Below are 20099 nucleotides of genomic sequence, written 5' to 3'. Positions count from 1 at the left end.
AAGAGAACTGGTCGGCATGCTGGAATGCCTGGACCGCCCCTTGGTCGAAGACGCACTCAGCAGTCGTTGGCCCGCCGGGCTCTGAGACACTGCGGCACGACGTAGGTGCCGACCCGCTGAGAGGTTGTTGGTCGAGTGAGGCGAAGCCCGCGAAGTCCCGAGCCGTCGGCCCGGGGCAACTTCACCCCGCCGCCGCGCGCAGCGGCTCCCGCCCCCGTGCACGACACGGAACCGACGACCGCGCCCGCACCCGGCGGCGGACGCCTCTCCCCCCGCAACTGGCGGGTGGCCACCAGGCTGAACGCGATCCTGCTCATACCCGTGCTGGTCGGCCTCGTCATGGGCGGCTTCCAGGTGAAGGGGTCGATCGACACCTGGCAGGAGGCCGAGGACGCGGAGAACACCGCCCGTCTGGTGCGGGCCTCCCTCACCTACGCCAACGCCCTCTACCTGGAGCGCGACCTCACCGCGACTCCGCTGCTGCAGGGCGAGGGCCAGGACGACCCGGCCGTCGTCAAGGCGCGTGCCGCGACGGACCAGGCCGCCGACGACTTCGACGTGGCGGCCCAGTCCATGCCGGACAAGCCGGGCCTGCAGCGCCGGCTGGAACTGCTGCGCGAGGCCGAGCCCGGGCTGACGCAGCTGCGCGAGGCCGCGTACACCTCCGAGCTCAAGGGGGTGGAGACCGAAGAGGGCTACGTCCGGGTGGCCAACCCTCTGATGCAGTTCGCCAACGAACTCGGCCTGGGCACCGGCAACGTCACCAGTTACGGCCGTACGGTCTACGCGATCTCGCTGTCCAAGGCAGCGGTGTCGCTGCAGCGGTCCATCGGTACGCACCTGCTGGTGAAGCCCGGCCCCACCGACAGCCAGCTCGCCAGCCAGCGCGTCGCGCTCTCGTCCTACGCCTACCTCGAGGGCATCGCCGTCCAGGAGTACATGGGCGGTGGCACCGAGGCCGACGCCGACAACCTGGCGCAGACCCGTAAGGACATCGAGGCCGACGGTGCGGCCCTGGCCAAGGAGAACGCCGCCTCGGACCCGGACTACGTGCCGCCGCCCGAGAACCCGGTCACGCTGGTCACGGAGGTCGCGCGGCTCAACACCACGGACCCGGCCGCCCGCACCGAGATGGCCGGCCGCGGCATCACCGCCGAGAACTACTGGGCGGTCAACACCCTCAAGTTCGACGGCTACCGCGAGATCGAGGCGGACCTCGCCGACACCGCGGTGGAGGACGCGGCCGCCATCGCCGGTGACGCGCGGCGCGACGCCTTCGTCACCGGCGGCGCCGTCGTGATCGCCCTGCTCGCCGCGTTCGTCCTGGCCGGCATGGTGGCCCGCCAGATGAGCCGCTCCATGCGCCAGCTGCGCAACGCCGCCTTCGGCATCGCCGAGCAGCGGCTGCCGATGCTGGTCGACCAGCTCTCCCGTACCGACCCCGGCCGGGTCGACACCCGGGTCGCCCCGATCCCGATCAACTCCACGGACGAGATCGGCGAGGTGGCCCGCGCCTTCGACCAGGTCCACCGTGAGGCCGTACGGCTCGCCTCCGAGCAGGCTCTGCTGCGGGGCAACATCAACGCGATCTTCACCAACCTCTCGCGCCGCAACCAGTCGCTGATCGAGGGACAGCTGACCCTGATCACCGGCCTGGAGAACAACGAGGCCGACCCGGACCAGCTGGAGCACCTCTTCAAGCTGGACCACCTGGCCACCCGTATGCGCCGCAACGGCGAGAACCTGCTGGTCCTCGCCGGTGAGGAGCCGGGCCGCCGCTGGGACCAGCCGGTCCCGCTGGTCGACGTGCTGCGCGCCGCCTCCTCCGAGGTGGAGCAGTACGAACGCATCGAGCTGTCCGGTGTCCCCGAGGCCGAGATCCACGGCCGCGCGGTGACCGACCTCGTGCACCTGCTGGCCGAGCTCCTCGAGAACGCCACCACGTTCTCCTCGCCCCAGACCAAGGTCCGTGTCACCGCGACCCGTCTTCCCGACGGCCGCGTGATGATCGAGATCCACGACAAGGGCATCGGCCTGACCGCCGAGGACTTCGCGGACATCAACCACAAGCTGGCCAACCCGCCGACCGTGGACGCCGCGATCTCCCAGCGCATGGGCCTGTTCGTGGTCGGCCGGCTGTCCGACCGGCACGGCATCCGGGTCCAGCTGCGCCCCTCGGGCGAGCAGGCCGGTACGACCTCGCTGGTCATGCTGCCGGACGCGATCACCCATGGTGGCGGTGGCGAGACGCAGCCCGCCCCCGACGAGTTCACGGTCTCCCAGATCATCCCGGAGCAGAACGCCTACCCGGGCGAGGACTTCAGCCGGCAACAACAGCAGCAGCAGCCGCTGCGCACGGCGGCGGAGCTCGGCTTCGACGACAGCCGCTACGAGGTCCCGGACGACCTCCGCGACCTGGACCCGGTCGGCCGTTCCCTGACGCGCGAGGAGCGCCGGGCGGCCCATGATCCGCAGAGCGAGCCGCCCGCACTCTCCGGCCCGCGGGCGCCCGGCGAGCCGGACGGCGCCGAACAGGCCGCCGGACCCGACGAGTTCGCCGCCTCCCCGCAGGGCTACGGCGACGGTCGGGGTGTCACCGACTCCCAGAACTTCGAGGGCGCACCGGCCGGTTACCCGGAGCAGGAGCCGGCCGGTTACCCGGAGCAGGAGCCGGCCGGTTACGGCCAGCAGGCGTACGGCAACGGGCAGCAGGCGCAGTACGAGGGACAGCAGGCGCAGTACGAGGGACAGCAGCAGGCGTACGGCGAGCCGTACTACGCACCGGGCGCCCACCTGCCGCAGAACGACTCCTTCTCCTCGAACGGCGGTTATCCGGAAGGCTCCTACGCGGAGCCGGCCCAGGACGATCGCACGACGGGCGGCCAGGCCGGCCCGGGGGAGTTCCCGGCCTTCGGTGAGCAGCGTCCTCAGGACGACTGGCCGCAGCAGGACGGCTACCGGAACGGCTACCCCGCGCAGTACCCCACGGCGTCCCCTCAGACGGAGTCCGCCCCGGCCGCTGACGCGACGGCGCAGGACAGCGTAGGCTTCGACCGTCCGGGTCCGGCCGACTCCGACTTCCACGAGCTGACCGACGCCGGGCTTCCGCGTCGTGGGGCCTCCACGGGCGGCGCCGGTGACAAGCAGCGTGCGCACCAGGAGCCCACGGCTCCGGGTTTCGCCGCCACCTCGGCTCCGGCCCAGCAGGGCGACGGCGACGGCGACAGCTCCTGGCGTTCGGCGAACGACGATCGCTGGCAGCAGGCGTCCTCGTTGCGGAGGCCCAAGGCGGGCGGGGTGACCTCATCCGGGCTGCCGCGGCGTGTTCCCCAGGCCAACCTGGTCGAGGGCGCCGCCGAAACCACCCCTCAGGGAGGCCCCCAGGTCTCCCGTGCCCCGGAGGATGTCCGGGGCAGGCTGAGCAACCTGCGGCGCGGCGTACAACGAGGCCGCAACGCGGGCAGTGAAACGAACGGCCAGGCCACTGGGAATCACCGCAGTGGTCCTGACAGCACCTACAACCAGGAGCGTTAGTGTGAGCCCGATGAGCCAGGCGGCACAGAACCTGAACTGGTTGATCACCAACTTCGTGGACAACACCCCGGGGGTGTCCCACACGGTGGTGGTCTCCGCCGACGGACTCCTTCTGGCGATGTCCGAAGGATTTCCCCGCGACCGCGCGGACCAGCTCGCGGCCGTGGCCTCCGGGCTGACGTCGCTGACGGCAGGCGCCTCCCGGATCTTCGAGGGCGGCAGCGTGAACCAGACGGTGGTGGAGATGGAGCGGGGATTCCTGTTCCTCATGTCCATTTCCGACGGTTCCTCACTCGCCGTTCTCGCACATCCCGATGCGGACATCGGTCTCATCGGCTACGAGATGGCCCTCCTGGTCGACCGTGCCGGTACGGTCCTGACCCCGGACCTTCGCGCGGAGCTCCAGGGGAGCCTGCTCAACTGACAAACGGACGGTGCGGTTTCGCGCCCCGTGGCCGTAAGGTCTGGGGACGCGGCTTCCACGGGACGGATGCCAGGAACAGCCGGAGGAGGAGAAAAGTGGCTATACCAGACGGATCGTCTACGGGCAACTGGTCGTACGACCCCGCACAGGGGCACAACGACGGTTCCCAGAACCGGTACGGCTACCCCTCTTCGCCGAACCACGGCCACCCGTACGCGCCGCAGGGCCCCGGCCCTTCGCCGTACGAGCAGCCGCATGCGCCGCACATCCAGCCCGTGCAGCCGCAGCACCGCACCCCCGAGCCGACGCCCGCCGGGGCGTCGAACAATCACCTGGTGCGCCCGTACGCCATGACGGGCGGCCGCACCAGGCCGCGGTACCAGCTCGCCATCGAGGCGCTGGTGCACACCACCGCGCAGCCGCACCAGATGCAGGGCCAGTTGCCCGAGCATCAGCGGATCTGCCACCTCTGCCGGGAGATCAAGTCGGTGGCCGAGATCTCGGCCCTGCTGACCATCCCTCTCGGTGTGGCCAGGATTCTCGTCGCCGACTTGGCGGAGGCAGGACTGGTCGCCATCCATCAGCCCGGCGGCGACGAGAGCGCCGGCGGCCAGCCAGACGTGACACTGCTCGAAAGGGTGCTCAGTGGACTTCGCAAGCTCTAGCGGCGGTCCTTCCCGCTCCACCACCTCCGCGAAGATCGTGGTGGCGGGCGGCTTCGGCGTGGGCAAGACCACGTTCGTCGGCGCTGTCTCGGAGATCAACCCGCTGCGTACCGAGGCCGTGATGACGTCCGCTTCAGCGGGCATCGACGACCTCACCCACACCGGGGACAAGACCACCACGACGGTGGCCATGGACTTCGGCCGTATCACTCTGGACCAGGACCTGATCCTGTACCTCTTCGGTACACCCGGCCAGGACCGCTTCTGGTTCATGTGGGACGACCTGGTGCGCGGCGCGATCGGCGCGATCGTGCTCGTCGACACGCGGAGGCTCGCCGACTGCTTCCCGGCCGTCGACTACTTCGAGAACAGCGGACTTCCGTTCGTCATCGCGCTCAACGGCTTCGACGGACAGCAGCCGTACAACCCGGACGAGGTGCGTGAGGCCCTGCAGATCGGGCCCGACGCCCCGATCATCACCACCGACGCCCGGCACCGCTCGGACGCCAAGAGCGCGCTGATCACCCTGGTCGAGCACGCCCTCATGGCGCGCCTGCGGTAGTAAGGCGGCCGGGCCGTACGGCCGCCGAACACGGGAGAGTCCCCCACCGGTCCGGTGGGGGACTCTCCCGTGTCGTTCTCCGTGTCGTGGTGCGCCCCTGCGGCCCCGCTCCGAGGGGCGGACGCCCCGCAGGGGCCCGCCCGGGTGGGCGGGCCCCTGCGGGGCGTGCTCGTGGGCTCAGCGCCAGCTGTGCGGAGCGCGGAAGCCGGGCTCGCGCTCGAGGCGGCGCCAGCCGGCCCTGGCGCGGCCGGGGTGGGCCGGGGCCTCGTGGGCGGGGCGGGCGGCGGCGCGGGCGAGGAGGATCGCGGTGATGGCGGCGACTTCCTCGGGCCCTGCGTGGCCCTTCTCGACGCGGATGTCAGGTGTGCTCATGGGTGTCAGTCTCCCTGGGAGAGAGGTCCGCGGGGTTGCCGCGGCGGGTCCGCCGGGTTACCGGGGCGGGTTGCTCGGTCCGGCCGTCTACTGCGGCGGGTTGCCGTGCTTGCGGGAGGGCAGGTCGGCGTGCTTGGTCTGCAGCATCGCCAGGGAGCGGATCAGCACCTCGCGGGTCTCGGCGGGGTCGATGACGTCGTCGACCAGACCGCGTTCGGCCGCGTAGTAGGGGTGCATCAGCTCGGACTTGTACTCCTTGACCATGCGCGCCCGCATGGCGTCCGGGTCCTGGGCGTCGGCGATCTGGCGGCGGAAGATGACGTTGGCCGCACCCTCCGCACCCATGACGGCGATCTCGTTGGTGGGCCAGGCGTAGGTGAGGTCGGCGCCGATGGACTGGCTGTCCATGACGATGTAGGCGCCGCCGTACGCCTTGCGCAGGATCAGCGAGATCCTGGGGACCGTCGCGTTGCAGTAGGCGTAGAGGAGCTTGGCGCCGTGGCGGATGATGCCGCCGTGTTCCTGGTCGACGCCCGGGAGGAAGCCGGGGACGTCCAGGAAGGTGAGGATCGGGATGTTGAAGGCGTCGCACATCTGGACGAAGCGGGCGGCCTTCTCGGACGCCTCGATGTCCAGCACGCCGGCCAGCGCCTGGGGCTGGTTGGCGACGATGCCGACGACCTGGCCGTCCATCCGGGCCAGCGCGCAGACGATGTTCCGCGCCCAGCGCTCGTGGACCTCGAGGTACTCGCCGTCGTCGACGATCTCCTCGATGACCTTGGTCATGTCGTACGGACGGTTGCCGTCGGCCGGGACCAGGTCCAGCAGGACCTCGCTGCGACGCTCGGCCGGGTCGCCGTTCTCGGCCCTCGGGGGGTTCTCGCGGTTGTTCTGGGGGAGCAGCGAGAGGAGGTAGCGCACCTCGGCGATGCACGTCTCCTCGTCGTCGTAGGCGAAGTGGCAGACGCCGCTGGTCTCGGCGTGCACGTCGGCGCCGCCCAGACCGTTCTGGGTGATCTCCTCGCCGGTGACCGCCTTGACGACCTCCGGTCCGGTGATGAACATCTGCGACGTCTCGCGGACCATGAACACGAAGTCGGTGAGGGCGGGGCTGTAGGCCGCGCCGCCCGCGCACGGGCCGAGCATCACGCTGATCTGCGGGATGACACCGGACGCCTTGGTGTTGCGCTGGAAGATGCCGCCGTAGCCGGCGAGCGCCGAGACGCCCTCCTGGATCCGGGCGCCCGCACCGTCGTTGAGGGAGACCAGCGGCGCGCCCGCCGCGATGGCCATGTCCATGATCTTGTGGATCTTGGTGGCGTGGGCCTCGCCCAGCGCGCCGCCGAAGATCCGGAAGTCGTGGGCGTAGACGAAGACCGTGCGGCCCTCCACCGTGCCCCAGCCGGTGATCACACCGTCCGTGTACGGCTTCTTCTCCTCCAGACCGAACCCGGTCGCCCGGTGCCGGCGCAGCTGCTCGACCTCGCGGAAGGAGCCCGGGTCCAGCAGCAGTTCGATGCGCTCCCGGGCGGTCAGCTTGCCCTTGGCGTGCTGCGCCCGGGTCGCCTTCTCGCTCGGGCCGGTCAGTGCCTGCGCACGGATCTCGTGCAGTTCGGCAACGCGTCCGCGCGCGTCGGTCGGCTCACCCGGTGCGTCATCCAAAACGGTCATGCTGCGACCTTACGAAGCCCACGCGGGAATGCGAGCCGTCGACTCCTCACAGTCTCCGGGGTGTTTTCCTGGTAGCACCGGACAGAACCATGGCGGAATGCAACCGTTCCGACTGCTCAGAGGGCTTTCCGCTTGTAGGGGTCGCACAAGGGCGTCACCTGGGAGCCGCCCCACATTCCTCGACGGCGCGTACCTCCACGGGAGTGACGCGCGACCACGGCTCAGCCGAAGCGGTTCAGGAGTCTGCGGTGGAGGCCGGGGGCGAGGGCGCGTACCCGGGACTGGAGGGTGAGCCAGGCGGGGACGTAGGCGTCGTCGCGGCCCCGGGAGACGGCGTCCCAGACCGCGCCCGCGACCCGGCCGGGTGAGGTGGGGCGCGGGTGGGAACGAGGATACGGCCTGCCGCGGCGGGCGAAGAAGCCCGTCTCGACGGGGCCGGGCACGACGAGCGTCACCCCCACGCCCGTCCCGCGCAGTTCCTGCCGGAGCGCCTCGGCGAAGGCGGCGAGTCCGGCCTTGGCGGCGGAGTACACCGCCTCCTCCCGTACGCCCACGGCGCCGGCCACCGAGCCGACGAGCACCACCCGGCCACTGCCGGCCGCCACCATGGAGGGCAGCACCTCCCGTACGAGGTGCAGTGTCGCGCTGAGATCCAGGAACAGCACCCGGTCGATGTCGGCGTGCGGCATGGTCAGGAACGGCCCGGCCCAGCCGATGCCCGCCCCCGCGACCAGCACGTCGATCCGCCCGGTCTCCCGCAGTGCGGCCTCCGCCAGCGTTTTCGCACCCTCCGGCGCGGCGAGGTCGGCGGGCAGGAGGACCGCCGAGGTGCCGGACGCCGTCTGCTCCAGCCGTCGCCGGTCCTGGCCACTGAGCAGCAGCTGCCAGCCCTCGGCGGCGAAGCGCCGCGCGGTGGCCGCGCCGATGCCCGAGGACGCGCCGGTGACGAGGGCGACGCGCCGGTCCGTGCGTGGCGGCGGCCCGTGACCGCGCGCCGCCTCCGGGACGGAGGCGAAAACGACGGCACGGGCGGCACCGCCTTCGGGGTCCGCCGGGGGGTCGTAGGTGGAACCGGATCCGGTGGTGGTCACGAGTCGGTCTCCCATGCGCTTGTCGCTGCGGGTCCTCGTCGTCCAGGACACCCCCACCCCGGTGCGCCGCGCCAGTGCGGGAGCCCGTCCGCCCGGCCTGCTGCGGACACGTGCCGTTCCCTGTCTGCGGGCGGTGTCCCGGCTCCCGGCGCCCGGTACGCCGCGCCGCAGGACCACTCCCGCGTGCCGCGGGATACGGCCGACCGGGCGTACGGGCGGGCACGTGGCCGGTCCGCCGGGATACGAAGGGGGCACATCCCTTTCGTACCCGGTCCGTCCGGCCCCGTGGCGAGGTCACCGTGCGTCTGCTGCTCGTCCACCCCAGCGCCCTGATGTACTCCGAGATCTTCCTCCGCCTCGAACCACTCGGTCTGGAGCGGGTGGCGGGCGCCGCCCGTGCGGCCGGTCACGAGGTCCGGGTCGTCGACCTCCAGGTGCGGGGCGTGAACCGGCTGCGGGACGAGGTGCGGTCCTTCCGTCCGGAGGCGCGCTGGGCATCTCGCTGAACTATCCGGCGAACATCCGCGAGCCGAACGTGTTCATCGTGGACGACGTGGCCTTCATCCGGCCCGAGCACGGGAACGCCATCGCCGCCGAGGTGGAGCGGCACGGCATCCGCAAGCGGGTACTACCTGGAGACGCGCTCCGACGTCCTGCTGCGCCCTCCCGAGGTGTTCGAGCGGTGGGCGCGGCTGGGGCTGCGCTACATGTTCCTCGGCATGGAGGCGATCGACGCCGAAGGGCTCGACCTGTACCGCAAGCGGGTCGGCCCCGACGAGAACCTGAAGGCGCTGGAGACGGCCCGCCGGCTGGGCATCAGGGTCGCCGTCAATCTGATCGTGGACCCGGCCTGGGACGAGGAACGCTTCCGCGTGGTACGGGAGTTCGCGCTGGCCGTGCCGGAGATCGTGCACTTCACGGTGATGACGCCGTATCCGGGTACGGAGATCTGGCACACCGAGTCGCGCCGGCTCACCACTCGCGACTACCGCCTCTTCGACATCCAGCACGCGGTGGTGCCCACCACGCTGCCGCTGGAGCGCTTCTACGAGGAGCTGGTGCGGACCCAGGCGGTCATCCACCGCAAGCACCTGGGACTGCGCACGGCGTTCGGCGCGGTGCGGGTGCTCACCCGCAATCCGTTGCACGGGCAGACGAACTTCGCCCGCATGCTGTGGAAGTTCCACCAGGTCTACAACCCTCACCGGCAACTCGCCGACCACGCGCGGCCGGTGCGCCACGAGCTGCCGCTCCCCCAGCGTCTCGACGTCGGCGACCGGCGCAGGCTGTACGTCCACGCCCGGGGGTCGACCGGGGGCGCGCCGACCGGCCGGACCCCGGACTAGTCCGCGCGGGGGCCCTTCCGTCATGGCGATCGCCGTTCTCGCCTCGCTCGCCGCCGGTGTCTGTTTCGCCGTCGCGGGGGTCATACAGCAGTGGGCGGCGGCCACCCGGCCGGACGGCGGAGGCGCTCACCGCACGGCTGCTGGCTCATCTGGTACGGGATCCGCTGTGGCGGTGCGGGATCGGACTGGCCGTGGTGGCGTACGGATTCCAGTCGCTGGCGCTGGCGTTCGGACCGCTGAGTCTGGTGCAGCCGCTGATCGTCGCCGAACTGGTCTTCGCGGTCCCGCTGTCGGCACGGCTGCACCGGCTGCGGCTGGGCCGGCGGGAGTGGTTCGGCACGCTCGCGGTCGCGGCGGGCCTGGCCCGCCCCGCGAGCAGGTCGTCCACCCTCGGATGACGACCGGGCAGCCGTCGCTCGGCCAGATAGCGGGCGTAGACGGAGGCCAGCAGCGGTACGTCGGTGTGCACGGAGCCGATGAGCCGGGGCCGTGGGAGGGAGCGCCGGGCGGCACAGTGGGCGAGCCGTACGGCGGTGGCGGCGAAGGTGAAGCTGTGGGTCAGGTGCCAGACGTCGTGCCGGGGCAGCAGGGCCGCGAGACGCGGGTGGTACGGCGCGAGGTCGCAGACGTCCTCCGCGCCGTCGGCCGACCGCACGGCCGCCGAGCTGAGCACCGGCCGGAGCATGACGAACCGGACGTGCGGGGACAGGGACTCGACCCGTTCGCGCTCACCGAGGAAGTAGAGGGTCAGGTCGAGGGGTGTGCCGCCACGGGCGTCGGGTATCCGGCCCGGGAGGCGGGCGGCGCTCCGGGCGAAGTGCTCCCAGCACTTCACCTGGCCGCCCGACGTGTCGCGCCGCAACAGCTCCACCAGGACCGCTACCGAAGGCACGGGGGGCGGGTACCACGCGTTCCGGTGGTCCAGTCCCGCCACTCCCGCCAAAGATGTTGAAACTTGAAGGGAATGGGTCTACGGTGGACCTCGTCGAGTTGATTGAATATTCAACGTAATCTCTCAGGAGGAACACCATGGGCGTCTTCGGCCGCAAGGACACCGCCACCGCCACCGCGACCCCCACCGCGGTCAGCCCGGACCTGGCCGCACTGACCGGCGAGTACACGATCGATCCCGCGCACAGCACGTTCGGCTTCGTCGCCCGGCACGCCATGGTCACCAACGTCAAGGGCGGCTTCCAGGACTTCACCGGCACGCTGCACCTCGACGGCACCGACCCGTCCAACTCCACGGCCACCGTCGACGTGGTGATGGACAGCATCGACACGGGCAACGCCGACCGTGACGGCCACCTGAAGAGCGCGGACTTCTTCAAGACGGACGAGTTCCCGACGATGACCTTCCGCACCACCGAGGCGGAGGCCCTCGGCGGCGACGACTACCGCATCACCGGCGACCTGACCATCCTGGGCACCACCCGGCCGCTCACCATCGACCTCGAGTTCAACGGCGCCGCGAAGGACCCCTTCGGCAACGAGCGCGTCGGCTTCGAGGGCAAGGCGGAGATCCTGCGCTCCGAGTGGGGCCTGACCTGGAACGCGGCCCTGGAAACGGGCGGCGTCCTGGTCTCCGACAAGATCAAGCTGAACTTCGACGTCTCGGCGATCAAGCAGGCGTGAGCTTCGCCGCCCTCCTCGGGGACACCTGAGTCCACCACGGCAGCGGCCCGAGGCCCGGTACGGCGTCCGGGCCGGGCGCCTGCCGGGCCGCGCGCCCGGCCGCGCACCCGCTTCCCACCGCACCCCACCCACCGCGAGCCGCCGGGCCCTACCGGCGTGCGGGCAAGGCACGGCCGCGTGCCGCCGACCAGGGCCGACCGCGCAGCACACCCCACACCACCGGCGTGCCCGGCCCGACCGCTCCTTCCAGCCGCGCACACTCCTCCCCCGTGCTTCCGCGAGCCGGGCCGGGGGTGGGCCGCAGGCCCGTCGCCGAGGGCGACGCGGAGTGTCCTTCACCCGGCTCGCGGAAGCACGACACCGGCCGAGAAGCGCGCGGCCCCGCGGCACCCGCCCGCCCAGGGTGCCGCAGTCGGCCCTGCGCCGCCGTCCGCGTCAGAAACCTCCGCCGAAGTCCCCGCCGCCGAAGCCGCCGCCACCGCCGAATCCACCGCCCCCGAAATCACCGCCGAAGTCACCGGGGTCGAAGTCGGCGCCGGAGACGTCACCGCCTCCGTACCCGCCGAAGTCGCCGTAGCCGGCGCCGTAGTCGGCACCGTAGGCGGGGCTCGCCATCATGCTGCCGAGCATCGTGCCGACGAGCAGACCGGGCAGCATGCCACCGCCGAAGTAGCCGCCGGCCCAGGGACCGTAGGCCGGTCCCGCCTCCCAGTAGGGGCGGCGGCCGGAGTCGGTGTCGACCTCGCGGACCACCGGTTCCAGGCCGTCGGCCAGGCGGGCCCGGTCCGCGGCGCACACCGGTACCTCCCGCACGGTGCCGCTCGGCGGCGTCCAGTGGGCGTCCGCGACCGACGGGCCGTGACGCGGGTCGAAGAAGCAGGGCGGACGGCGTTCCGGCAGCGGCCGGCCCTCACGGCGTGCGGCGAGCGCGGCCAGCGCGAAGCGGCCGTCCTCCACGGCCCGGGTGACCGCCCGGACGTCCTCCGGCCTGCCCGCCCCGGCCATCAGCTGCTTGGACAGCTCGTAGGAGTCCAGCGCGCGCTCGTAGTCCGCGCGCATGGCGTCGTCGGCGCGGGGCTCGCCGGGGTGGAAGTCGAGCCGGTCGAGCTCCTCGCCGAACGCGGTGATGTCCTCGTCGACCACGGCCCGCAGCTTCTCCAGCGCGGCCCGCTGCTCCTCCTCGTGGCGCTTGCGGTTGCGGCGGACCACGGCGTACGCGCCCGCGCCGCCCACCGCCACCACCGCGCCGACGGTGATCAGCCCGCCGACCGGCACCTCGCCGCCGCCCTCGTTCCAGGAGGCGGGCGCCGAGCCGCCGAGGTTGCGCAGGGCGTCGTCGACGAAGTCGTTCAGCTGGGCCTTGGCGTCACCCGCGCCCTGCGCGGAGGTGACCAGGTTCCCCACGCCCTGACGGCTCAGCACGCTGCTGTCGGCGCGCGCGTCGAACTCGTCACCGAGGCGGACGCCGTACAGACCGGTGATCCCGGTCTCGGTACGCAGGTTCTGGAAGAGGTTCCCGGTGGGGTATCCGGCCGGGAGAACCGCGACGAAGACGGGTTTGTCCGCCTCCTCGATCTTGTCCGCGAGGGCCTCGGCGTCCGACTCGGACAGGATGCCGGTCGCCTCGGGATCGACGTAGACGGGGCTCTCGCGCAGGGCCTGGGCCACGGTCGAGAGATCGGTGGCCGCGTGCGCGCCCGGCGCCCCGGCCATCAGGACCGCCAGAACGGCGGCCACCGGCACGATCAGCAGGCGTACGAGGGTACGCGCCAGCGCGTCCTTCATATGTTCGAAGCTACCCGAACCGGGCCGGAAACGGACATCCGGTCCGGCAGGGATTTCCCGTACGGCCCCCGCGCCCCGTACGGCCCGCGCCTCACCACGCGGCACCGCACGCCGCACGGGCCGTCCCTGCCGGACCGGACCCGTCGCCATCAGGCCGCCGGCTCGACCCCGGCGCGCAGCAGACCGTACGTGTACGCGTCCTCCAGGGCCTGCCAGGACGCGGCGATGACGTTGTCCGCGACGCCCACCGTCGACCACTCCCCCGCACCGTCGGACGTGGAGATCAGGACCCGGGTGGTGGACTGGGTGCCGTGCTTGCCCTCGAGGATGCGGACCTTGTAGTCGACGAGCTCCAGTTTGGCGAGCTGCGGGTAGATCCGCTCCAGGGCGACGCGCAGGGACCGGTCCAGGGCGTTGACCGGGCCGTTGCCCTCCGCGGTGGCGACGATGCGCTCGCCCTTGGCCCACAGCTTCACCGTGGCCTCGTTGGCGTGGGTGCCGTCGGGGCGGTCCTCGACGATGGCGCGCCAGGACTCGACGTCGAAGTACTTCAGCGGCCTGCCCTCGGCCTCCGTGCGCAGCAGGAGTTCGAAACTCGCGTCGGCGGCCTCGTAGGTGTAGCCCCTGAGTTCGCGTTCCTTGACCCGCTCCACGACCCGGCCGACCAGTTCGCGGTCGTCGCCGAGGTCGATGCCGAGCTCCTTGCCCTTGAGCTCGATGGAGGCGCGGCCGGCCATGTCGGACACCAGCATCCGCATGGTGTTGCCGACCTGCTCGGGGTCGATGTGCTGGTACAGGTCGGGGTCGACCTTGATCGCGGAGGCGTGCAGGCCGGCCTTGTGCGCGAAGGCGGAGACGCCCACGTAGGGCTGGTGGGTGGAGGGGGTCAGGTTGACCACCTCGGCGATGGCGTGCGAGATGCGCGTCATCTCCCTCAGCCGCCCCTCGGGCAGGACCTGCCGGTCGTACTTGAGTTCCAGCGCGGCCACCACCGGGAACAGGTTGGCGTTGCCGACGCGCTCGCCGTAGCCGTTGGCCGTGCACTGCACGTGGGTGGCGCCCGCGTCGACGGCGGCGAGGGTGTTGGCGACCGCGCACCCGGTGTCGTCCTGGGCGTGGATGCCGAGCCGGGCACCGGTGTCGGCGAGCACCGTGGAGACGACGGCCTGGATCTGTGCGGGGAGCATGCCGCCGTTGGTGTCGCACAGGACGACGACGTCGGCGCCGGCCTCACAGGCGGCGCGGACGACGGACTTGGCGTACTCGGGGTCGGCGCGGTAGCCGTCGAAGAAGTGCTCGCAGTCGACGAACACCCGGCGCCCCTCGGCCTTGAGGAAGGCCACGGTGTCGCGGACCATCGCCAGGTTCTCGTCCAGGGTGGTGCGCAGGGCGAGCTCGACATGGCGGTCGTGGGACTTGGCGACCAGCGTGACGACCTGCGCACCGGAGGCGAGGAGCGCCCTGACCTGCGGGTCCTTCTCGGCGGTGGTGCCGGCTCGGCGGGTGGCGCCGAAGGCGACCAGCTGGGCGTGCCGGAAGTCGATCTCCTGCTGGGCGCGGGCGAAGAACTCGGTGTCGCGCGGGTTCGCGCCGGGCCAGCCGCCTTCGATGAAACCCACGCCGAAGTCGTCCAGGTGCCGTGCGATGGCCAGCTTGTCGGCGACGGTGAGGTTGATGCCCTCACGCTGGGCGCCGTCGCGCAGGGTGGTGTCGAAGACGTGGAACGAGTCGTCGGGCTCGCTGGTTGCGGTCATGGTCTGAAGGCTCCTGATGTCGGATCTCGGTCTACCGGAATGACCGGTTCCACCGCCCCCCATGGTCCCTCGCGCCCGGTCCCCGGCTTGAGGTGGGCCAGGAAACAGAAAAACCCCTCGCGGGTGCGAGAGGTCTGCGCGCGGGTCGAGGACGACGGTGTCCGCCCGTACGTTGTCGTACGTGCGGTCACTGCGGACCGGCGCGCCTGCTGCCAATAATCGTGGCGAACGAGAGCACGGGGCGAGTCTGGCACAGAGCGGTCCCGTGATCACCGTCCGTCTCAGGATGCGGGCGCTGGGTGTCCGGCCCGCGGCGACCGGGGAGCCGAGGGCGGGATGCCGGGACCGGCGGGCCAGGACCGGGGAGCCGGGGACGGGATGCCGGGACCGGGCCGCGCGCCTGCCGGACCGCTGCGGTGCCCGGTCCGGCAGGCGCGTACGGGCTCAGAGGCCCTTTCACCCTGCCCGCCCGGGGGTCGCGCGGCCCGGCACCGCAGCTCGCCGCGTTGCCGAAAAGCCCTGGTGGCTCCGCTACGAGAGCTCCCCGGCGCCTTGCGACGCACGGCACCGGACCACGTGGCCCGACCGGACGCTCCTGGGGGAAGGAGCCCTCAGCCCAGCGGGTGCATCCAGCCGTGCCTGTCCTCGGCCGTGCCGCGCTGGATGTCGAGCAGGGCCTGGCGCAGGCGCAGGGTGACCTCGCCGGGCTCGCCGCCGCTCTGCTGCCACTCGCCACCGGCCCGCTTGACGGTGCCGACGGGCGTGATGACGGCCGCGGTGCCGCAGGCGAAGACCTCGGTGAGGGTGCCGTTCTCGGTGTCGCGCTGCCACTGCTCGACCGAGACCCGCTCCTCGACGGCCTGGTAGCCGAGGTCGCGGGCGACGCTCAGCAGCGTGTCACGGGTGACGCCCTCCAGGATGGAGCCGCTGAGCTCGGGGGTGACGATCCTGTCCCCGTAGACGAAGTACAGGTTCATGCCGCCGAGTTCCTCGACCCAGGAGTGCTCCACGGCGTCGAGGTAGCAGACCTGGTCGCAGCCCTTGGCGGCGGCCTCGGCCTGGGCGAGCAGGGAGGCCGCGTAGTTGCCGCCCGTCTTGGCGTCGCCCATGCCGCCGGGGACGGCGCGCACCCGGTCCTCGGAGACCCAGATGGAGACCGGCCGCACACCTCCGGGGAAGTAGGCGCCGGCCGGGGAGGCGATCACCAGGAACAGGTACTCGTTGGCGGGCCTCACGCCCAGCCCGACCTCGGTCGCGATCATGAACGGACGCAGGTAGAGGGATTCCTCGCCGCCGTGCGCCGGCACCCAGGCCCTGTCCTGCCCGACCAGGGCGTCGCACGCCGCGATGAACGTCTCCACCGGCAGCTCGGGCATCGCGAGGCGGCGGGCGGAGCGCTGGAACCGCTCGGCGTTCTTCTCGGGACGGAAGGTGGCGACGGACCCGTCGGGCCTGCGGTAGGCCTTCAGGCCCTCGAAGATCTCCTGCGCGTAGTGCAGGACGTGGGTCGCCGGGTCGAGGGGGATCGGCGCGTACGGGACGAGTTGCCCGTCGTGCCAGCCCCGGCCCTCGGTCCACTTGATCGTCACCATGTGATCGGTGAAGTGGCGGCCGAACCCCGGGTCCGCCAGGATCGCCTCCCGCTCGGTGTCCGAGAGGGGGTGGGCGGAGGGCTTGAGCTCGATCGTGGGCGTGGTCATGAGTGGGTGTCCTTCACCGGTTGTAGTGACGGGCCGCGCTCACGCCCGTACGGCCGGTGGCCAGTGGTAGGACGTCCGAGCATTCCCTCAATCCGCGGCTCCGTGTTCGATTATCGCCCGGAGGCTGCGGAGGAGGAAACACGGGGTGAATGCGGCCCGGTGGTCGATGGTGGCACCCGGCGGGGACATGCGGAAGCCGCCGGGCGGTCGCGACCGGCGGCTTCGAGTGTGCGCGCCAGGTCAGCCGGCTACGCGTACGGCGAGCGCGTCGCCGATCTCGGAGGTGCTGCGTGCGGGCAGGCCGCCGCGCTCCGCGAGGTCGGCGGAGACGGCGTCCTCGATACGGGTGGCCTCGGCGTCGTGGCCGAGGTGGCGCAGGAGGAGGGCGACGGACAGGACCGTGGCGCTGGGGTCGGCCTTGCCCTGGCCCGCGATGTCCGGTGCCGAACCGTGCACGGGCTCGAACATGGACGGGAAGGCGCCGGACGGGTTGATGTTCCCGCTGGCGGCGACGCCGATGCCGCCGGAGACGGCCGCGGCGAGGTCGGTGATGATGTCACCGAAGAGGTTGTCGGTGACGATCACGTCGAAGCGCTCGGGCTGGGTGACGAGGTAGATCGTCGCGGCGTCGACGTGGATGTAGTCGGTGGTGACCTCGGGGTACTCCCGGGCCACCTCGTTGAAGACGTTCGTCCACAGGTGGCCGGCGAAGGTCAGCACGTTGTTCTTGTGGACCAGCGTGAGCTTCTTGCGGGGGCGGGCCTGGGCGCGGGCGAAGGCGTCGCGGACGACGCGCTCGACACCGAAGGCCGTGTTCACGGAGACCTCGGTGGCGACCTCGTGCCGGGTGCCCTTGCGGATGGTGCCGCCGTTGCCGGTGTAGGGGCCCTCGGTGCCCTCGCGGACGACGACGAAGTCGATCTCCGGCTGCCCCGCGAGCGGTGTGGCCACGCCCGGCAGGAGCTTCGACGGCCGCAGGTTCACATGGTGGTCGAAGGCGAAGCGGAGCTTCAGCAGGAAGCCCCGCTCCAGGACGCCGGAGGGGACGCTCGGGTCACCGATGGCGCCGAGCAGGATGGCGTCGTGCCGCTTCAGCGCGTCGAGATCGGCGTCGGTGAGGGTCTCACCGGTGGCGTGGTAGCGCTGGGCGCCGAAGTCGTACTCCTTGGTCTCCAGCTTCACATCCTGCGGGAGGACGGCGGAGAGCACCTTCAGACCTTCGGCCACGACTTCCTGGCCGATGCCGTCACCGGGGATCACTGCGAGATTGATGCTGCGAGACATGCGGGCACCCTACTCCTCGTCCCATGCTCTGACACGGACCGTCCGGGATGCGGACATCCGCACGGGAGGGGAGGCCGCGCTCCGGTGCGCTCGCGCTCGGCGGCGCGGCTCAGTGGCCGGTGGAGCCGCCGTTGTCGCGGCGGTCGAGGGCGCGCTGGAGGGCGGCGGCGGCGTTCCTGCGGTCGGACTCGCTCGTGGGGGTGGTGTGGCGGACACGGCGGCGGGCAGTGGTCTCGGCCATGGGGAATCGACTCCTTCGACAAGCCGGGAATGCGCGCGAGCGCAGCGGGGGAAACGCGTCACCGGAAGGGGCGGGGAGCGGGGGCCGCAGGGGTTGCCTGCACGGGGCCCGGCTCGCTACCGCCGTTCGCCTGGTCGAGCGAGACGTTCGGCTCCTACAAAAATAAGGGGCCCCGGCGCATCTGTCTGCACAATTACTCGGACTTCCTACCATCTGAGACGGTGGACCCGGACACACTGCAATGACCTGCGAAAACGCCGGACGGGCCAGGTCTGCAGACCTGGCCCGTCCGGCGGGACCGCGGCAACGGTACGGGGGGTGTCCCGGTGCCGGGGTGTCAGCCCATGTGCGGGTACGCGTAGTCGGTCGGCGGGACCAGCGTCTCCTTGATGGCGCGGGTCAGCGTCCAGCGCATCAGGTTCTGCGGGGCGCCGGCCTTGTCGTTGGTGCCGGAGGCGCGGCCGCCGCCGAAGGGCTGCTGGCCGACGACGGCGCCGGTCGACTTGTCGTTGATGTAGAAGTTGCCCGCCGCGTAGCGCAGCTTCTCCATCGTGTACGCGGCGGCCGCGCGGTCGCCCGAGACGACCGAGCCGGTCAGCGCGTAGTCGGACACCGACTCCATCTGGGTCAGCATCGCGTCGTACGCGTCGGCCGCGCTGTCGTCGTACACGTGGACGGCGAGGAACGGGCCGAAGTACTCGGTGCGGAAGACCTCGTTCTCCGGGTCGGAGCACTCGACGACGGTCGGGCGGACGAAGTAGCCGACCGAGTCGTCGTAGGAACCGCCCGCGACGATGGTGCAGGACGGGTCCTCCTTGGCCCGGTCGATGGCGGCCTTGTTCTTGGCGAAGGACCGCTCGTCGATGACGGCGCCGATGAAGTTCGACAGGTCGGTGACGTCGCCCATGGTGAGGTAGTCGACCTCGGCGGCGAACTCCTCCTTGAAGCCGTCGTTCCAGATCGACGCCGGGATGTACGCGCGCGAGGTGGCGGAGCACTTCTGGCCCTGGTACTCGAAGGCGCCGCGGGTCAGGGCGGTCTTGAGCACGGCGCGGTCGGCGCTCGGGTGGGCGACCAGGAAGTCCTTGCCGCCGGTCTCGCCGACCAGGCGCGGGTAGGTGCGGTACTTCTCGATGTTGTTGCCGACCGTCTTCCACAGGTGCTGGAAGGTCTTGGTCGAGCCGGTGAAGTGGATCCCCGCGAGGTCGCGGTGCTCGAGGGCGACCTTGGAGACCTCGATGCCGTCGCCGGTGACGAGGTTGATGACGCCCTTGGGCAGCCCGGCCTCCTCCAGCAGCCGCATCAGCAGCACCGCGGCGTGGGTCTGGGTCGGGGAGGGCTTCCACAGCACGACGTTGCCCATCAGCGCGGGCGCGGTGGGCAGGTTGGCGGCGATGGCGCTGAAGTTGAACGGCGTGATCGCGTAGACGAAGCCCTCCAGCGGGCGGTGGTCCATGCGGTTCCACACGCCCGGCGAGTTGGCCGGGGGCTGCTCGGCGAGGATGCCGCGCGCGTAGTGGACGTTGAACCGCCAGAAGTCGATCAGCTCGCAGGGGCTGTCGATCTCGGCCTGCTGCGCGGTCTTGGACTGGCCGAGCATGGTGGAGGCGGCGATGGTCTCGCGCCAGGGGCCGGACAGCAGTTCGGCGGCGCGCAGGATGATCGCGGCCCGGTCGTCGAAGGACATCGCGCGCCAGGCCGGTGCGGCGGCCAGGGCGGCGTCGATCGCGTCCTGGGCGTCCTGCTGGGTGGCGTTGGCGTAGGTGCCCAGGCGCGCCTTGTGGTTGTGCGGCTGCACGACGTCGAACCGCTCGCCGCCGCCCATCCGCTTCTCGCCGCCGATGGTGCAGGGCAGGTCGACGGGGTTGTCGGCCAGTTCCTTGAGCTTGGCCTCCAGCCGGGCGCGTTCGGGCGAGCCGGGGGCGTAGCCGTGCACCGGCTCGTTGACGGGCGTGGGGACCTGGGTCACAGCGTCCATGGGTTCCGTACTCCTTGAGTTGAGCTGCGGGTGCTTGAGCGGTGGTGCTCGAGCCGT

General features: G+C 71.4%; 15 protein-coding genes and 1 pseudogene. 6 read left to right on the top strand and 10 right to left on the bottom strand.

Annotation, left to right across the window (positions count from 1 at the left end):
• The first annotated feature begins 135 nt into the window (after positions 1–135).
• From ORI94_RS09615 to ORI94_RS09600, 4 genes are all read left to right on the top strand, one after another.
• Positions 136–3534, top strand: a complete 3399-nt coding sequence (locus ORI94_RS09615) for a nitrate- and nitrite sensing domain-containing protein (RefSeq protein ID WP_266073988.1) — start codon at positions 136–138, stop codon at positions 3532–3534.
• 10 nt (positions 3535–3544) lie between these two features.
• Complete coding sequence (locus ORI94_RS09610; protein WP_042168317.1) at positions 3545–3958, top strand: roadblock/LC7 domain-containing protein; 414 nt, start codon at positions 3545–3547, stop codon at positions 3956–3958.
• 95 nt (positions 3959–4053) lie between these two features.
• Complete coding sequence (locus ORI94_RS09605; RefSeq protein ID WP_266073985.1) at positions 4054–4623, top strand: DUF742 domain-containing protein; 570 nt, start codon at positions 4054–4056, stop codon at positions 4621–4623.
• A complete protein-coding gene (locus tag ORI94_RS09600) occupies positions 4604–5185 on the top strand; it encodes a GTP-binding protein (protein WP_266073984.1) in 582 nt (193 codons plus the stop codon). The genes ORI94_RS09605 and ORI94_RS09600 overlap by 20 nt, the downstream gene beginning before the upstream one ends.
• Positions 5186–5362: 177 nt before the next feature.
• Here the strand turns inward: ORI94_RS09600 and ORI94_RS09595 are convergent, their stop codons facing one another.
• From ORI94_RS09595 to ORI94_RS09585, 3 genes are all read right to left on the bottom strand, one after another.
• Entirely contained in the window at positions 5363–5557 is a 195-nt protein-coding gene (locus ORI94_RS09595) for an acyl-CoA carboxylase subunit epsilon (RefSeq protein ID WP_266073982.1), read from the bottom strand.
• Positions 5558–5644: 87 nt separating this feature from the next.
• Positions 5645–7228 carry an acyl-CoA carboxylase subunit beta gene (locus ORI94_RS09590; RefSeq protein ID WP_266073981.1) on the bottom strand — a complete coding sequence of 528 codons (1584 nt, stop codon included), beginning with the start codon at positions 7226–7228 and terminating at the stop codon, positions 5645–5647.
• A gap of 221 nt (positions 7229–7449) precedes the next feature.
• Complete coding sequence (locus ORI94_RS09585; protein WP_266073980.1) at positions 7450–8319, bottom strand: SDR family NAD(P)-dependent oxidoreductase; 870 nt, start codon at positions 8317–8319, stop codon at positions 7450–7452.
• A 299-nt stretch (positions 8320–8618) separates the two neighbouring features.
• Here ORI94_RS09585 and ORI94_RS09580 point away from each other — a divergent pair.
• Positions 8619–9665: pseudogene (locus tag ORI94_RS09580) on the top strand (B12-binding domain-containing radical SAM protein).
• Between the two features lie 145 nt (positions 9666–9810).
• Here ORI94_RS09580 and ORI94_RS09575 read toward each other — a convergent pair.
• The gene (locus ORI94_RS09575) at positions 9811–10557 is read right to left on the bottom strand and encodes a hypothetical protein (protein ID WP_266073979.1); all 747 of its coding nucleotides are present in this window, start codon (positions 10555–10557) and stop codon (positions 9811–9813) included.
• Between the two features lie 137 nt (positions 10558–10694).
• On the opposite strand from ORI94_RS09575, the gene ORI94_RS09570 reads away from it, so the two are divergent.
• Complete coding sequence (locus tag ORI94_RS09570) at positions 10695–11300, top strand: YceI family protein (RefSeq protein ID WP_266073978.1); 606 nt, start codon at positions 10695–10697, stop codon at positions 11298–11300.
• 435 nt (positions 11301–11735) lie between these two features.
• Here ORI94_RS09570 and ORI94_RS09565 read toward each other — a convergent pair whose 3' ends face one another.
• The 6 genes from ORI94_RS09565 to pruA form a co-directional block, all read right to left on the bottom strand.
• On the bottom strand, positions 11736–13085 hold the full coding sequence (locus tag ORI94_RS09565; RefSeq protein WP_266073977.1) for a hypothetical protein: 1350 nt from the start codon (positions 13083–13085) through the stop codon (positions 11736–11738).
• Positions 13086–13234: 149 nt separating this feature from the next.
• Positions 13235–14839, bottom strand: coding sequence for a citramalate synthase (cimA, locus tag ORI94_RS09560; RefSeq protein WP_266073975.1), 1605 nt, complete (start codon positions 14837–14839; stop codon positions 13235–13237).
• A gap of 611 nt (positions 14840–15450) precedes the next feature.
• Complete coding sequence (locus tag ORI94_RS09555) at positions 15451–16539, bottom strand: branched-chain amino acid aminotransferase (protein WP_266073973.1); 1089 nt, start codon at positions 16537–16539, stop codon at positions 15451–15453.
• Between the two features lie 240 nt (positions 16540–16779).
• On the bottom strand, positions 16780–17823 hold the full coding sequence (locus ORI94_RS09550) for a 3-isopropylmalate dehydrogenase (protein ID WP_266073971.1): 1044 nt from the start codon (positions 17821–17823) through the stop codon (positions 16780–16782).
• A 109-nt stretch (positions 17824–17932) separates the two neighbouring features.
• On the bottom strand, positions 17933–18064 hold the full coding sequence (locus ORI94_RS09545; RefSeq protein WP_266073969.1) for a hypothetical protein: 132 nt from the start codon (positions 18062–18064) through the stop codon (positions 17933–17935).
• 337 nt (positions 18065–18401) lie between these two features.
• Positions 18402–20042, bottom strand: coding sequence for an L-glutamate gamma-semialdehyde dehydrogenase (gene pruA / locus ORI94_RS09540; protein ID WP_266073968.1), 1641 nt, complete (start codon positions 20040–20042; stop codon positions 18402–18404).
• Positions 20043–20099 lie beyond the last annotated feature (57 nt).

Source organism: Streptomyces sp. NEAU-W12, from assembly GCF_026242095.1.
Taxonomy (GTDB): domain Bacteria; phylum Actinomycetota; class Actinomycetes; order Streptomycetales; family Streptomycetaceae; genus Streptomyces.
This window is presented reverse-complemented; position numbering and strand designations above follow the sequence as displayed.